The sequence below is a fragment of the Mesorhizobium sp. BAC0120 genome, assembly GCF_033542235.1.
Classification (GTDB): domain Bacteria; phylum Pseudomonadota; class Alphaproteobacteria; order Rhizobiales; family Rhizobiaceae; genus JAWRCU01.
In genome coordinates, this window is the sequence record NZ_JAWRCU010000040.1 from 1 (window position 1) to 12,609 (window position 12,609).

The following is a 12,609-nucleotide window of genomic DNA, read 5'->3' on the forward strand; positions in this document are numbered from 1 at the left end:
TTCTTGCCGTTGCGGTTGTCCTTCACGATGTCGAAGCTGACCTTTTGGCCCTCGACGAGCGAGCTCATGCCCGCGCGTTCGACGGCGGAGACATGGACGAAGACGTCTGGCTGGCCATTGCCGAGTTCGATGAAGCCGAAGCCTTTGGCCGAGTTGAAGAACTTTACGGTCCCAGTATTCATGACGATTTCCTTTCGATCGTTGACAGAAAATTGCTTGCCAAGCAGTTTGCAAGGCAAACGGATCAAATCGATTTTGAGAGAGGAAGATCGCCGAGGCGCTTAGCGCCGGAAACAAAGTTCGACAAGCAAGACCGATACTTTAGATACGTAGACCACGACAGTGATCGAAACAAGGCGCGAGCGAAAATAAATCTGTTCTGCGAATGCGGCGACAGTGCTGCAGCCGGATGCGGGCTTCCCTCTCCCCCGCACGTCAGGGCAGGTCCGCAGCGCCGATGACGTAGATGGCGGCCCGCCGGCCTTTGTAGATCTTGAGCGCGGCTGTTCGGATCGAGGCGCGGGTAGCGTCGAAGGCAGCCAGGCAAGAATCTTCTGATCCAGGTGAACGGCCATCTGAAAGTGCGGCAGCCTCGACGAGGAATGGAACCTCGAACATTCCGTCATAGGCGACGAAGCGCACACCTTGCCGTTCCTCGTCGAAGCTTCGGCTTCCGTTCGGGAACATGAGCGTCATGGCCAGTCTCGGCTACGCTGGCGGCAGGGATGCGCCCGGTGAGAAGCGTGCTACGCACTGCACGTGCGGACGCCGGTTGAGCAACGCCATCTTGTCCGTGGCGTCGGCGCGGCTCAGACTTGACATCGCGCCGAGGCCGGCTTCGGCCGAGATGCCGGTGAACACGTTGTAGACGGTCCAGCTGCGATCCATTTCGACGCGCCGTCCGTACAGCGCACCGCAGGAGTCATCCTTCCTCGCTTCCAGTTTGTTTCGCTCGGCATGCATTGTTTTATCCTTTCGTCATTTCGATCGGGGATTGCACCATGCGGATCGCGCGGTCCGGTCGTTGACCGGCGATGTCCGTTCATTCCGGATCACCAGAAGCGACCGGCGAGAATGACGGCGACGACAAACACGACCGCGCCGTTCAGCGCCGCGCTGGGCCAGTAGGCTGCCCATGCCATCCATCCTTCGTCGCAGCGCGTCGAGGGTTCGCGGGCGGGGCCATATCGATCCGTTCCTGCCCATTGATCGCTAGCCGCGCGATCGTGGGCGCAGACGAATGCGGATGTTCGTTTCCGACGCGTCGCGTCATGCAACGCGCGTTTGACAATCGAGGATCCGGAGGGAGATGGCGGGTCGGAGGCCTCTGACACCGCGGAAGAGCCATTTCGGCCAAATCAACTATTCACTAAACACCACGATTGCGTTCCAATTGAGGCTCGGCCCTATTCTCGCCTTCGCTCACATTCAACCGATTTCGCGCTCAAGCAGCTGCTGGGCCTTGAGCCTTGCGTCGGCATGATCGGCTGTCAGCATCAAGTATTGTCGGCCATGGTCCGGGCGCCGGTGATTGGGAGGGATCATCCTTCTCTCGCTCATCATCGACGGCTTGCCATTTGCGCTGTTCACAAGCTTCAATTATCTTATCCGCACCTCAGGGTGCAGCAAGGTAACGACGTGTCGTCGCGGGGTACAAGCCAGTTGCCGAAGGAAGCTGTGCCGGGTCCTGCCGGCTTTCACGCCAGGCTTCCCGCCGTCAAGCGAAGGATGAACCCATTGTCGGGCAACAGCTACGAAGGCGACGAGATCGCGATCATCTGCCCAGCCTGCAACTATGAGCTCAGGAAAAGCATCGGCTGGATTCGCAAGCATACGCAACTCGAATGCCTTCGCTGCGGGCGGACCATCGACATCGAAAGCAGAAACTTCCGCATACCCGGCCGAACACAGGGCACCGACAATACGTCAAGCTGACGCGACGGACGAACAGCGTCCCCCACAGTCGGCAACCGAACTGAGGAATCCGCCGGCTCTCCGCTAATTGCCGAGAGCTACTCGGAGATTGCTGAGGCACAGAGCGGATCCTTGAGCGCGACGTCGGACGAAAGTGCGACGACAATTGTATTCGAAATGCGCGAGCTATTGCCGGACCACAAAGATTCAGCGCGGATGGAACAAAGGGTCAGGCGCGCGGTTTCTTCAACTTGCAGCGAGCTGCCATTCCCGATGCACGGGGGCTTGGATGCAATTCAGCATCATGTGGAGCCCCCTAGTGACCTCCCGCCCTGCAGCCAAAATTCTCATTGTCGAGGACGAGCCCCTTATCCGCATGGATTTGGCGGAGATGCTGGAGGAAATAGGGTTCTCGGTTTGTGAAGCGGCCAATGCCGACGAGGCGATTGTGATCCTGGAATCCGATCCCGCCATCACTGCGGTGGTTACGGATGTGGAGATGCCAGGGACGATGGACGGCCTCGCTTTGACTTTTGTGGTTCGAAACCGTTGGCCGCCTTGTCAGCTAATCGTCGTGTCGGGCCAGAGGCGTCCGAATGCGGAGGACATGGCCGAGGGCAGCCGATTCATGAGGAAACCGCTCGGCGCCAATGACCTGCGCAGAACGCTGGCTGAATTGGGTGTCGAGACATGAAGGTTCCGTTCTCGGCTCGGGGGAAACAATCCGCCAGGAGAGGACGGCGACTTGAAGATCGCCACCGATGCGAGTTTGAAATTCCCCTGCAAAACGATGGCATAACGGTGCCCAGTTTCATCTCCTCCAGTGCGCCAAATTTGCACCACTTGGAATGTGTGGGAACTTGCGGTCACTAATGCACGTCTCGTCTGACGTGATTTGATTCAGGATTGAACGAAGCCGCCCGCTCACCGGACCGGCTCGATCTTGAGGACGTCCGTGCCTTCCAGGTGCACCTGGTCTCGACCGGCATCTCGTGGCCGGCGCTGAACCAGATCGTGTGCGCGCTGCGGTTCTTTTACGGCGTGACGCTCGGGCAGGCGACGGTCCCCGAGCGGATCCCTACGCGCGGGAACCGCGCAAGCTTCCGGTCGTTTTGAGCGCCGATGAGGGTCGTCGCCTTCCTGGAGGCGGTGCCCAGTCTCAAGAGCCGTGCCGAACTGACCACTGCCTACGCGGCGAGACTCAGGACCTCGGAGGTGGTCGGCCTGCGCGTCGAGGACATCGACAGCGCCCGTGGCATAATTGCGGTGCGCGGCGGCAAGGGCGGCAAGGACCGTCATGTGATGCTGTCGCCGCAAACTGTTGGGCATCCTACAGGCCTATTGGCGTTTCGCCCGACCGCCGCGCTACCTCTTTCCTGGTCGTGACGATGGCCATCCGCTCTCGCCGACGGTGCTGCATGCGGCATGCCGCTCGGCGGCGAAGGCCGCTGGCCTGACGAAACGCGTGACGATCCACACGTTGCGCCACAGCTTCGCGACGCATCTCCTGGAGAATGGAACCGATATCCGCATCATCCAGGTCCTGCTCGGGCACCAGAACCTGTCCTCGACGGCGCGCTACACAGAGGTGGTGACCCACGTCATCCGGGCGACGACGAGCCCGCTCGATCGCCTGACCCTGGAGGTGACACTGCCGCCTGGGTGAGCTCGGGTCGCGGGTCATGCGCGATCCTGCCCGCCGGACAACACGCTCCCGCCTCGAACTCGCAGACGTGCTGCGCCGCCACGGCGAGGACTACATCCCCGTCACGACAGTCATCTCGGTCGGATCGAGCGTCGCGTCATAAGCGCCATCGTGGTGCCGGACGGTCGCCCCCGGCGGCCATCTCGAGACTTGCGCGGGAAGTCGGGCCTCGCGCATCGCCTACAACTCCTGCCGCAACGGCACTGCCCGAAGTGCCAGGGGCCAGCACGCACCCGGTGGCTTGCTGCCCGGGAGAGCGAACTCCTGCCCGTGCCCTACTTCCATGTCGTCTTCACCGTCCCCCGCACCCGTCGACGCCATCGCATTCCAGAACAAGGCGGTCGTCTACACCATCCTGTTGAAGGCGGCCGCCGAGGCCCTGACTGCAGCACCCGCTGCCTCCCGGCATTTATGGACGGCGCACTGAATTGCCACCTTCGATGATCGTGTTTATCAAATTCGAAACCGCTTTGTGCAGCTCCGGATTGTCACTTTCGCCTTCAGCTTTGATATGTGCTTCAGCGGCATCACGCATGACCTTTTCAACCTCCCCCTCGCTCAAGATCTTGGTATCGGTCAGGCACAGCAACAGCGATTCACAGATGGACAACGCGGCGGTTCCACGAATTTCAAGGTCAGTGAGCACGATTCGGCTCCTTCGCATATTCTCGATCCATGCAGGGAAGCGATGTCGCGCTTATCCGTGCGCGATCGAAGCTTTATCATACCGGACTTGCAGATGCCCGGCGCTAATCCAGATCAACACAGGTCACGTGCTTCGGCAGTAAAATGAAATTTATTTCTAGCGTGAGAAATCGGCGGGGCTAGATTGGACGAAGCTTTCGAGGGAAGGGCGATCATCAACAAGCTCGGAGCTTTTGTAGCTTTGCGGCCAGAAGAGACGATCATGCTTGCCAGGATGCAGGGTCCTCGAACGAGAATGCCCAAAGGCGTTGACGTAGTTTACGAAGGACAGCAGCAGCATGGAGCATATGTCCTGCATGAAGGATGGGCGTGCTCCTACAAGCGACTGCGCGATGGCGGACGCCAGATCATCGACATTCAGATACCGGGTGACTTTCTGGGGCTTCGAAGCCTGCTGTTGCGAACATCGGATCACAGTTTCGTGACACTGACCGATGTCGAAGTGAGCAAGATCAGCACGCAAGGTATCTGGGAAATGTTCCGCTCGGCCCCGCGTCTTGCGTTAGCATTGCTGTGGGCCGCGTCGCGAGACGAAGCCATGGTTGTCGAGCATCTTGTCAGCATCGGCAGACGGGATCCCCTGGCGCGTACCGCTCATTTCCTGCTGGAGCTTGGCACCCGGATGAACCTTGTAGGGCTGGGTTCGGCCCACAGCTACGAATGTCCTCTATCCCAAAGCGTGCTGGCAGATGCACTCGGGATCACCGCCATTCATCTTAACCGCGTCCTTCGCCAGTTGCGCGAGGCTGATCTTCTCGTGTTAAAAGGAGGCATAGTCACTTTTGTCGACAAGGGGCGGCTTGCCGAACTTACCGGCTTCGATATCGGCTATCTGGATCACGATACGCCTATCCTAAAGCTCTGACCTGAACAGTCGCGTCCCTTCACTCACAAGCTCTGCTACTGGGCAGGGATCCAGTCGTTCGGACGCCGGAGCATAAACTTCTCCTGATTACTCGTAGGGGATCGAGAGGTCCCAGGCACACTGAAAGGACATTGTTGGCAACGCCATTCCTTTTAGCTGCCGAGGTGTCAGCCGCCGGAAAACATCTGAATGTCCGCATTCGCGCGCGATATTTTCTGAAACAATGATTTCATCTGGCGAGGCGGAAGTGCACAACCGGGCCGCGAGCTGAACAGTTGCACCGAATAGATCATTACTATCCTCGACAGGGTTACCACAATCCAGTCCAATCCTGATGTGAATCGGCTCGGGGTTTCCTTTGTTGTACTTTTTAAACTCCCGTTGAATGGAGATGGCGCAATCAACGGCCGCGGTGCTGGCAACAAACGATGCCATTATGCCATCGCCCGTGCGTTTCACCTCCTGTCCGTCCGATTTCTTGAGAGAGCGTCGCACTACCGAGTCGTGAGCCCGCACCAGTTCGGTTGACATCCGATCACCAAGACGTGCGGTCATTTCCATAGAGCCGACGATATCTGTAAACATAATCGCCCGATGACCAGGGTCCATGGAGGGGGACGAAGAGCCGGAGGGAGGCTCTGGATCATTGATGCGGCCTAGAAACGCCTCTATCGCCGAAAGGGAAACCTCAACAATGTCAGCCGCGACAAAGCCGTGCGCTTCGCGGTGCACGCATTGCGCCGTGTCTTTGTCTGGCGCATCCACGAGGCAGAAAGTGGTACCTCGTGCTTCGTCGAACCAATATGTGAGGAACTTTACCCCATACTTCCGCTGAACCTGCAGATCCTTCCGATGGGCCTCGGCAAGATCCCCGGCGGTCATACCCTTCAGATTATGTCTGTCCATAAAGATAGGCATCTCGCCCTCCATTCGTCACGGCGGACTCAGCGATGCACGATCAAGCTTAGTCATGTCCGCCGACGACACGTACCGCTGCCATCGAGAAAAGTGGAGGCCATGGCGTCGCTTCCTTCGGTGGGGGCGGTCACGAGAACTGCCTTTGACCGGACGGATCACAGGGCAATAAGACCGGGTAGTTAAACTGCTGGATGTCAGGTGCCGCCAAACAGGATTGAGTAAACGATGATCACTATCGCCGCAGTTACTGCAACATTGGCGAGCAATCGCCCGTAGTTATACAGGTATATTCTGGATGGAACATAACCACGCATGACAATCTCCTATTGTTAGTTATTTGCCCTTCCCATCCCCCACCGCTCGCCGCCGCCCTGGGGGAGTGTCTGCGATTTTCCCTCTGACCGTAGCCGCTTCGATGGAGCGTCCTGCAGCGCAACGGCACGCGACCTCTACAAGGTAGATGTGACGTCGCCATTCGCGCGCCGGATGACGACGCAATCCTGAAGTAATCGGGTTTTCATTGGATGCTTTCCGTGGCCTACGCGTAGGGCGACCACGTGTAATATATAGCGCTCTTGAAGCTCGAATAAAAGAAGTGAAAAGAATTAATTCCTGAAATTTCGGATTTCTCGGAAACAAAATTTTGCCAGTAGAAGCCGACGAAAATTCAATGGCAAAAAAAGTCAGCATTCTCCTTGTTTTCAGTTCATTCAACTCCCATATCCAATACTCGTTGATTTGCCCGATTTTGGCTTCGCGGTGTCAGAGACCCCGCCATCCATGCCCCAAATCTCGAGAGCGGAAAATGCATGACGCCGATATGACGTTGCATGCCCCGCCGTGAACCTTGATGTGAACGGCCTGCTGCCCACGGACGTATTCTGCCAGCACGATGATCGCTAAGGCTCGAATGGGAGCGGCGCTGAACACACAGCAGCGCGATCTTACGGAGAAGAGCGATGAACAACCGCACCACACAGAAGATCGTTCGCTTCCAGTCGGCGTTTTCGTTGCCCGGCTTCGACGCGCCGCAGCCGCCCGGGGAATATCTCGTCGACCATGACGAGGAGCCGATCGAGATTGCGTCTCATCTGGCGTGGCGGCGTGTGGCCACCTTTATCCATCTGCCCGCGATCTCCACGGTATGCCCGACGCAGCAGATGGTGCCGATCGATCCTGCCTTCCTCGATGCCGCATTGGAACAGGACCAGAAACAATCATGAGCACTGGATCCCTTGTGCCACATACCGCGCGCCATATCCGACACGAGGCTGCAACCCATCGTTTTGTGGTCGGACAGGCCGTACGAATGAGGGGCCGCTTCGGAAACGTTCCAAAAGATGCGGAAATCTATCGCGTCACCCGAATGCTCCCGCCGAGTGGAGATTCGCCGCAATACCGTATTCGCAGCGACGACGAGCGTTATGAGCGAGTGACGACGGAAGATGGCCTCGAACCCGCCGAGGTGTTGCCGTCCGATAAGAGCGCAGCTCTCATCCAAAAAACATTCAGCGGCGGTTAGGGCTCGGTGAGACGATCGGTATCGCGAGCGCTATCGCTGATCCCCCAACATGCCGCAACCTCCCGATGCGATGTCGATAACCGATGATGATGGGACGAAGCTCTATTCGGGCAAGTTCGACGCCGTCGACGGTTTTGAAGGAAAGCAACCATCATGAACGCACACACCAATGAAACTGAAAGCAGGCAGCATGCCCTGGAGATCAGCATTTGGGACAACGAAGGCGGAGCATCCGGCTGTGACTCCATGGATCAGCACTATGGGCGTCGCATAGAAACAGACGGCTCCTGGAGCATCTATCACGTCTTTACAGGTGTCCCAGCGGATATCGGCGGTCGTTCCACGACCGGATTGAGCCGGTCGAGCGCCACCGAGGGTATGCTGTCTCTCAATCTTCGCGGCCAGAGACGGCGAAGGGAGCTGAGCCCGTCGACGGCCTTCGGTCCAAAGGCTGAAGAAAGCGACGGGATGCGATCATGACGCTGGATTTTCCCAACCGGAGCCCCCGCAGCTTCGACGAAGCAAGGAATGCGGTACGCTTCGTCGGCTACGATGGCATGTTCGAGGTGCCGTTCTTTGTCGAGGCGGCCGCACTCGTCGGAAAATCGGGCGGAACAACAGCGTCGGAAGCAGAATACCTAGCGGCCTTTGATGCCGCGCGCGGTTCGATCCACGGCGTTGCGCGCGAGGCCTACTCCCATGGCCGCCGCACCTCTTACACATTCACCGCCGCCGATTTCCTGTAAGAGGGAGTATATGGCTGCCTCAACCGAACGACCTAAGGTGCAAAAGTAACGAAGACAAAGGGAAGCTGCCATGAAAGACGTCATTCCTATTTCATTGTCGGACATGCGCGGCGTCCTGGCTGAAGCTTCACGACGGCTCAGTGTCGTGGAGGGTTCGCTGGAGCATGAAGAGCTCGCGTCGAGAATCCTTGCGCTGTTTGAGACTGATCACGACGCCGACGAGGCGCTCGCAGCAGCGCTGAAAGAGTCCGGCTAAGCAGATCCGCGAGCTGAGAAGGAGACACATATGGCAAATCCTGATGCAGCGTCCAATGCCTGGAGCAGAGCCGATAAGATTAGTGCAAGCGACAATCTACGGGCAGGCCGAAAACCGAGAGACTCGCCACAGCACGAGAGGTTGCGTATGTCAGCAGAAGTCCTTGCCGTGCCGCGCTATTTGAGGGGTGAGACTATCGCTGCCACCCCAGCACTCACAGCTGCGCGAGAGGAGATACGACTGGCAAAGCGCGAGCTCGATCTATGGGAAACTGCCTTCACCGACATAGGGAGGGGAATCCCGACGAGTACCATGTCGAGATCCGGGTGGCGGAGGAACGTCTGCGTCATGCCCGCATCCGTGAGAAGCGATTGGCCACTCCCCCGTTGATCAGCGAGCAGCAAGTCACGCAGTGAGGATGAACGCACATCGGCCAGCGAGCGAGGCATCAACACTGCCACTGTCGCTCCTGCTGAAGCGCCTTTTCTGTGCGGTTCTGCTCCTCGCCGCCATCGGAACGGTTGAGGTCGCGGTGCAGCGGATTAGGAGATTCCAGTCAGGCTCGTGCTCGATGATAAGGTGGAAATGCGAAACTTCCTCGAAATAACGCTCGATGCTCTTCGGACCTCGCTCGGTGCGATACTCGATGACTGACTTCCAGCGCTTGTCGCGATGAGGAGTTACTATATTACTCGTCCGCGATCCTTAGGGTGACCGTCGTTCCATCAGAACCTGATGCGGACAACGACGACATAAAGAAACGCAAACAAGAACGTCGGCGACAAGGACTTGGGTTAACGCTCTCGAGGCGACGTTCAGCTGCTCCAGATATCATCATTGTCCGGGTGATTTGCGATGACGCTTTCGATCGATCTGCGTGAGCGTATCTTAGTCATGTCTCGAAGGGGAACTCGCGGCGGAAGCTGCGGAGAAGTTTGCCGTATCCGCGAGTTCGGCAATACGGATCGCGGCACGCTATGCCGCGACGGGCAGTGTAGCACCGAAGAAGGGCAAGCGCCGCTCGAAGCTGAAGCCATCTCTGTTGCGTGGGGTCGCGGAAGCGCCGGACATTACGATGGCGGACCTGGCGTCCTACCGCCTTCGCCCTTGATCACCAATATCCCGGAAGTTTTTGCTTTCGATATCGATGATCATGCCGCATGCGGAGCATTCAAGTTGGGTGTGGCTTCGCACCCATCGGACCTTCCCGACCATCTCGTAGGAGCAGGATGGGCACTTAATTCCGATTTCGGCGTCTTCGACGTCTTTAACGGCCATGAGTGACTTTCGTCTTTCCGAGGCGGAAAGAACATCCGCTTCACAAGCTCCTCGGTTGGCTTTACAATGAGTCAGGGTGCAGCCGGGCGTCTTTAGTCCCTGAGCGGCTAGCGAAGCACCCTCAGCAGCTCCATCGTACCAACCGCTGATTTCTTCGGCCGTCTCTTCGGCACTTTCGGTCAGTTCCTTTTCAGCGTCTTACATCTGGCTTGAGCTGAGTGACTTGCTTCTCGAGGGCTTCCTGCGCTTCCCGCTGGGTCATGCGAGGGGTTTCGTTTTCGTCAGCCATCGTTAGCTCCAACAGCTGGTTAGTGAACGGAACCATACTCGAGATACTTGCCGTAGCGTTCCACCTGCGCAGGTCCGCCAGCACTTCGCCGTCCAGGGTGTCGCCCCCCCAGCTGCCAATGGTGCCCAGCAGCTCGACAGGCGCTTCGAGCGCGACCAAGGCGAGATAGAGTTGGTGTCGGATTGCGGTCTCTTCGTCGGCGAATTCCGGAGGTGAGCCGCCTGCGCCGGGGTACATGTTCCACAGACAGAGCTGCTCGAGGACATTGTCGTGGGTGAGTGTGCCGCTATAGTCTCCAACGATCCGAAGGAGGATCGGCTTGGCACCTAGATTGCGCATGGCAATGTAGAGTTCCTTTACGATCGGGAACTTGAGTTGGTCTCTGAGTGGAGCGCTGCTCATCGAAGGAGCTTCTTCGCTTCCTTTTCCAGCGTCTTTCGGTCATTGCCGAACTGACGGATCAGCCCAATCGCCTCGGCCCGTCTGACCCCGGTCCTCTTCATGAGATAATTTATTTCATAGTTCTCGCCTCCGGCTACCCGCTCGCGGTCGTGCCTGTCCTTCTTCGTTCGTCGGCCATTGTCGGCCTCATTTCGTATCCACAAGGAAAGCGGCTGGCTGGCTCCTTGGTTCCGGAATATCCGCGGCCTGTGGCATGGTTCGCCTCGGGGCGGGGGAAACAGAGTGCCTGCCAAGCTGAAGGCACGGGGGCGGCTTCAGCCCATCGAACTGCAGCTGGCGAACTTAGTCGAGGAGCCGCCGACGGACTGGCTGCACGAATCAAATATGACGGCTCTCGAACCGAACTGGTCATCGAGCAGGGCAGGGCGCGTGCCCTGACACGGCGCGGTGCTGACTGGTCCGCGAGATATCACGGCTGTCCAATTTTCTTACCGACGTGGGATGATCGCACATCGGCCAGCGTGCGAAAGCATTAATGCTGCCGCTCCTGCCGAAGCGCTTTTTCCGCACTGTTTTGCTCCTCGCCGCCATCGGAACGGTTGAGGGTGACGGTGCACCGGATCAGGAAATTCCAGTCAGGCCCGTGCTCGATGATGAGGTGGAGTTCCGAGATCTCCTCGAAATAGTGCTCGATGCTCTTCGCGCCTTCCTCGGTGCGGTACTCGATGACGGCCTTCCAGCGCTTGTCGCGGTGAAGAGTGACGACATTGCTCATCCGCGATCCTTAGGGCGATCGACTTCGATCAGAATGTGATGCTGGTGAAGACGACATAAAGAAATGTAACAAGCACGCCGCCGACAAGCGCGCTAAGGAGCCACGCTGCTGGGTCGAGGTTCAGCCGTGCCAGATATCTCATGTGATTGCCATCCGTGACGGGAGACGAGGGGTCAATGGCGAGGCGATGCATGGTCCACTTCCCATCGGCTCAGCGCATTGCCGATGAACTGATCGATCCGGCTCACCGGAACGCTCAGCCTGAATGCGTCGTCCGCGGTGAAGGCGGCCAGAAGGTCAGGTTCCTTGTTCACGCCATACTGGAACTCCCGGACGAGCAAGGCCGCGATGCGCTCCGCACCGATGCTGCGGGCAGTGATTGAATTGCTCGTGCATACCTTCGTGTGCACGCGCATGATCATGCTCATGTCGGCCGATGTCAGATATTGCTTTTGGTATTTGGCGGAAGACACGCGGCGACCTCCTTTCGGATTGAGGGCCCCCAGGATTGCCACCCTCGACCGACAGCGCCCAGAAACAAGCTGCCGACACTTTTGACCGTATCAGCATTCCCGGCCCGGAGCGAGGACAGTCGGGTCGGTGGACGCCACACCGGATCACAAAAAGGCCGGGCGGTCCCGGCCTCTCCTATGCGCCTCGATGATCAGAGCCAGTACATCCGTGGTTAAAGACCCAGAAGCGCAGTCTGGTTATGCAGCCTGAAGGTTCTCGGCCGAGCTCTTGCCGTTGCGGTTGTCCTTCACGACATCGAAGCTGAGCTTCTGGCCCTCGACAAGCGAGCTCATGCCGGCGCGCTCGACGGCGGAGATGTGGACGAATACGTCCGGCTGGCCGTTGCCAGCTCGATGAAGCCAAAGCCCTTGGTCGCATTGAAGAACTTCACGGTTCCAGTATTCATGACGATTTCCTTTCGGTCATAGTTGATCGCCCGCCGCGCGCAGTGCACGACAAACGATTAAGATCGATTTTGAGAGAGGAAAATCGCCAAAGGCAGAGTGCGCGCCGTAAACAACATTCGACAAGCAAGATCGACACTCGCGATATAGGCCTGTGGAGTGTTCGAAACAAGACTCCGGCTACACATATTGTCGGTAGCAGATGAGTTGTCCGGGTTAGGTAGCACACGAGTTGTCCGGTTTTCTGTCTCCGTGAGGAGGCGGGTCGATGAACCGGACGACGTGGCTGCAGGACCGCAGGATGCAAAAGTTCAGGG

The 12,609-nt window shown here is 58.1% G+C and carries 20 protein-coding genes and 2 pseudogenes; 11 read left to right on the top strand and 11 right to left on the bottom strand.

Annotation, left to right across the window (positions count from 1 at the left end):
• The 3 genes from SAZ10_RS33330 to SAZ10_RS33340 all read right to left on the bottom strand — a co-directional run.
• The coding region (locus SAZ10_RS33330; RefSeq protein WP_318613860.1) for a cold-shock protein at positions 1-182 on the bottom strand (182 nt) is incomplete at its 3' end.
• 253 nt (positions 183-435) lie between these two features.
• Complete coding sequence (locus SAZ10_RS33335; RefSeq protein WP_318613861.1) at positions 436-696, bottom strand: DUF1488 domain-containing protein; 261 nt, start codon at positions 694-696, stop codon at positions 436-438.
• 12 nt (positions 697-708) lie between these two features.
• A complete protein-coding gene (locus tag SAZ10_RS33340) occupies positions 709-963 on the bottom strand; it encodes a hypothetical protein (protein ID WP_318613862.1) in 255 nt (84 codons plus the stop codon).
• Between the two features lie 321 nt (positions 964-1,284).
• Here SAZ10_RS33340 and SAZ10_RS33345 point away from each other — a divergent pair, with 321 nt between their 5' ends.
• The 4 genes and pseudogenes from SAZ10_RS33345 (at position 1,285) to SAZ10_RS33715 (ending at position 3,722) form a co-directional block, all read left to right on the top strand.
• On the top strand, positions 1,285-1,935 hold the full coding sequence (locus tag SAZ10_RS33345; protein ID WP_318613863.1) for a hypothetical protein: 651 nt from the start codon (positions 1,285-1,287) through the stop codon (positions 1,933-1,935).
• 268 nt (positions 1,936-2,203) lie between these two features.
• Complete coding sequence (locus SAZ10_RS33350) at positions 2,204-2,608, top strand: response regulator (RefSeq protein ID WP_318613864.1); 405 nt, start codon at positions 2,204-2,206, stop codon at positions 2,606-2,608.
• Between the two features lie 227 nt (positions 2,609-2,835).
• Positions 2,836-3,580: pseudogene (locus tag SAZ10_RS33355) on the top strand (tyrosine-type recombinase/integrase); the annotation flags it as partial.
• 16 nt (positions 3,581-3,596) lie between these two features.
• The gene (locus SAZ10_RS33715; protein ID WP_412535348.1) at positions 3,597-3,722 is read left to right on the top strand and encodes a hypothetical protein; all 126 of its coding nucleotides are present in this window, start codon (positions 3,597-3,599) and stop codon (positions 3,720-3,722) included.
• Here SAZ10_RS33715 and SAZ10_RS33360 read toward each other — a convergent pair.
• Positions 3,671-3,796 carry a hypothetical protein gene (locus SAZ10_RS33360; RefSeq protein ID WP_318613865.1) on the bottom strand — a complete coding sequence of 42 codons (126 nt, stop codon included), beginning with the start codon at positions 3,794-3,796 and terminating at the stop codon, positions 3,671-3,673. The two genes, SAZ10_RS33715 and SAZ10_RS33360, sit on opposite strands and share 52 nt — an antisense overlap.
• On the opposite strand from SAZ10_RS33360, the gene SAZ10_RS33365 reads away from it, so the two are divergent.
• Positions 3,770-4,063 (top strand): transposase zinc-binding domain-containing protein, encoded by a 294-nt coding sequence (locus SAZ10_RS33365; RefSeq protein ID WP_412535349.1) that lies wholly within the window; start codon positions 3,770-3,772, stop codon positions 4,061-4,063. The two genes, SAZ10_RS33360 and SAZ10_RS33365, sit on opposite strands and share 27 nt — an antisense overlap.
• Here SAZ10_RS33365 and SAZ10_RS33370 read toward each other — a convergent pair.
• The gene (locus SAZ10_RS33370; protein ID WP_318613866.1) at positions 4,029-4,265 is read right to left on the bottom strand and encodes a hypothetical protein; all 237 of its coding nucleotides are present in this window, start codon (positions 4,263-4,265) and stop codon (positions 4,029-4,031) included. The genes SAZ10_RS33365 and SAZ10_RS33370 overlap by 35 nt on opposite strands.
• A 183-nt stretch (positions 4,266-4,448) precedes the next feature.
• Here SAZ10_RS33370 and SAZ10_RS33375 point away from each other — a divergent pair, with 183 nt between their 5' ends.
• Complete coding sequence (locus tag SAZ10_RS33375) at positions 4,449-5,189, top strand: Crp/Fnr family transcriptional regulator (protein ID WP_318613867.1); 741 nt, start codon at positions 4,449-4,451, stop codon at positions 5,187-5,189.
• A gap of 87 nt (positions 5,190-5,276) precedes the next feature.
• Here the strand turns inward: SAZ10_RS33375 and SAZ10_RS33380 are convergent, their stop codons facing one another.
• Positions 5,277-6,107 (bottom strand): nickel-binding protein, encoded by an 831-nt coding sequence (locus SAZ10_RS33380; RefSeq protein WP_318613868.1) that lies wholly within the window; start codon positions 6,105-6,107, stop codon positions 5,277-5,279.
• A gap of 959 nt (positions 6,108-7,066) precedes the next feature.
• On the opposite strand from SAZ10_RS33380, the gene SAZ10_RS33385 reads away from it, so the two are divergent.
• The 5 genes from SAZ10_RS33385 (at position 7,067) to SAZ10_RS33405 (ending at position 9,915) form a co-directional block, all read left to right on the top strand.
• The gene (locus SAZ10_RS33385) at positions 7,067-7,330 is read left to right on the top strand and encodes a hypothetical protein (RefSeq protein WP_318613869.1); all 264 of its coding nucleotides are present in this window, start codon (positions 7,067-7,069) and stop codon (positions 7,328-7,330) included.
• The gene (locus SAZ10_RS33390; protein ID WP_318613870.1) at positions 7,327-7,629 is read left to right on the top strand and encodes a hypothetical protein; all 303 of its coding nucleotides are present in this window, start codon (positions 7,327-7,329) and stop codon (positions 7,627-7,629) included. Before SAZ10_RS33385 ends, SAZ10_RS33390 begins: the two co-directional genes overlap by 4 nt.
• Positions 7,630-8,105: 476 nt before the next feature.
• The gene (locus tag SAZ10_RS33395) at positions 8,106-8,375 is read left to right on the top strand and encodes a DUF1488 domain-containing protein (protein ID WP_318613871.1); all 270 of its coding nucleotides are present in this window, start codon (positions 8,106-8,108) and stop codon (positions 8,373-8,375) included.
• A 70-nt stretch (positions 8,376-8,445) separates the two neighbouring features.
• Positions 8,446-8,631, top strand: coding sequence for a hypothetical protein (locus SAZ10_RS33400; protein WP_318613872.1), 186 nt, complete (start codon positions 8,446-8,448; stop codon positions 8,629-8,631).
• Positions 8,632-9,486: 855 nt separating this feature from the next.
• Positions 9,487-9,915 carry a hypothetical protein gene (locus SAZ10_RS33405; protein WP_318613873.1) on the top strand — a complete coding sequence of 143 codons (429 nt, stop codon included), beginning with the start codon at positions 9,487-9,489 and terminating at the stop codon, positions 9,913-9,915.
• 184 nt (positions 9,916-10,099) lie between these two features.
• On the opposite strand, the gene SAZ10_RS33410 is transcribed toward SAZ10_RS33405, so the two are convergent.
• The 5 genes and pseudogenes from SAZ10_RS33410 to SAZ10_RS33430 form a co-directional block, all read right to left on the bottom strand.
• Positions 10,100-10,600, bottom strand: a complete 501-nt coding sequence (locus SAZ10_RS33410) for a hypothetical protein (RefSeq protein WP_318613874.1) — start codon at positions 10,598-10,600, stop codon at positions 10,100-10,102.
• Complete coding sequence (locus SAZ10_RS33415; RefSeq protein WP_318613875.1) at positions 10,597-10,803, bottom strand: DUF3606 domain-containing protein; 207 nt, start codon at positions 10,801-10,803, stop codon at positions 10,597-10,599. Before SAZ10_RS33415 ends, SAZ10_RS33410 begins: the two co-directional genes overlap by 4 nt.
• Positions 10,804-11,132: 329 nt before the next feature.
• Positions 11,133-11,375: a hypothetical protein gene (locus SAZ10_RS33420; protein ID WP_318613876.1), complete on the bottom strand. Its 243-nt coding sequence runs from the start codon at positions 11,373-11,375 to the stop codon at positions 11,133-11,135.
• A 173-nt stretch (positions 11,376-11,548) separates the two neighbouring features.
• Entirely contained in the window at positions 11,549-11,848 is a 300-nt protein-coding gene (locus SAZ10_RS33425; protein WP_318613877.1) for a hypothetical protein, read from the bottom strand.
• 237 nt (positions 11,849-12,085) lie between these two features.
• A pseudogene (locus SAZ10_RS33430) lies at positions 12,086-12,294 on the bottom strand (cold-shock protein).
• Positions 12,295-12,609: the final 315 nt, after the last annotated feature.

Excerpts from the sequence above, each read along its gene's own strand:
- SAZ10_RS33335 (WP_318613861.1), bottom strand. The coding sequence starts at position 696 with ATGACGCTCATGTTCCCGAACGGAAGCCGAAGCTTCGACGAGGAACGG.
- SAZ10_RS33340 (WP_318613862.1), bottom strand. The coding sequence starts at position 963 with ATGCATGCCGAGCGAAACAAACTGGAAGCGAGGAAGGATGACTCCTGC.
- SAZ10_RS33350 (WP_318613864.1), top strand. The coding sequence starts at position 2,204 with ATGCAATTCAGCATCATGTGGAGCCCCCTAGTGACCTCCCGCCCTGCA.
- SAZ10_RS33715 (WP_412535348.1), top strand. The coding sequence starts at position 3,597 with ATGCGCGATCCTGCCCGCCGGACAACACGCTCCCGCCTCGAACTCGCA.
- SAZ10_RS33360 (WP_318613865.1), bottom strand. The coding sequence starts at position 3,796 with ATGCGCGAGGCCCGACTTCCCGCGCAAGTCTCGAGATGGCCGCCGGGG.
- SAZ10_RS33380 (WP_318613868.1), bottom strand. The coding sequence starts at position 6,107 with ATGCCTATCTTTATGGACAGACATAATCTGAAGGGTATGACCGCCGGG.
- SAZ10_RS33385 (WP_318613869.1), top strand. The coding sequence starts at position 7,067 with ATGAACAACCGCACCACACAGAAGATCGTTCGCTTCCAGTCGGCGTTT.
- SAZ10_RS33390 (WP_318613870.1), top strand. The coding sequence starts at position 7,327 with ATGAGCACTGGATCCCTTGTGCCACATACCGCGCGCCATATCCGACAC.
- SAZ10_RS33395 (WP_318613871.1), top strand. The coding sequence starts at position 8,106 with ATGACGCTGGATTTTCCCAACCGGAGCCCCCGCAGCTTCGACGAAGCA.
- SAZ10_RS33400 (WP_318613872.1), top strand. The coding sequence starts at position 8,446 with ATGAAAGACGTCATTCCTATTTCATTGTCGGACATGCGCGGCGTCCTG.
- SAZ10_RS33405 (WP_318613873.1), top strand. The coding sequence starts at position 9,487 with ATGACGCTTTCGATCGATCTGCGTGAGCGTATCTTAGTCATGTCTCGA.
- SAZ10_RS33410 (WP_318613874.1), bottom strand. The coding sequence starts at position 10,600 with ATGAGCAGCGCTCCACTCAGAGACCAACTCAAGTTCCCGATCGTAAAG.
- SAZ10_RS33420 (WP_318613876.1), bottom strand. The coding sequence starts at position 11,375 with ATGAGCAATGTCGTCACTCTTCACCGCGACAAGCGCTGGAAGGCCGTC.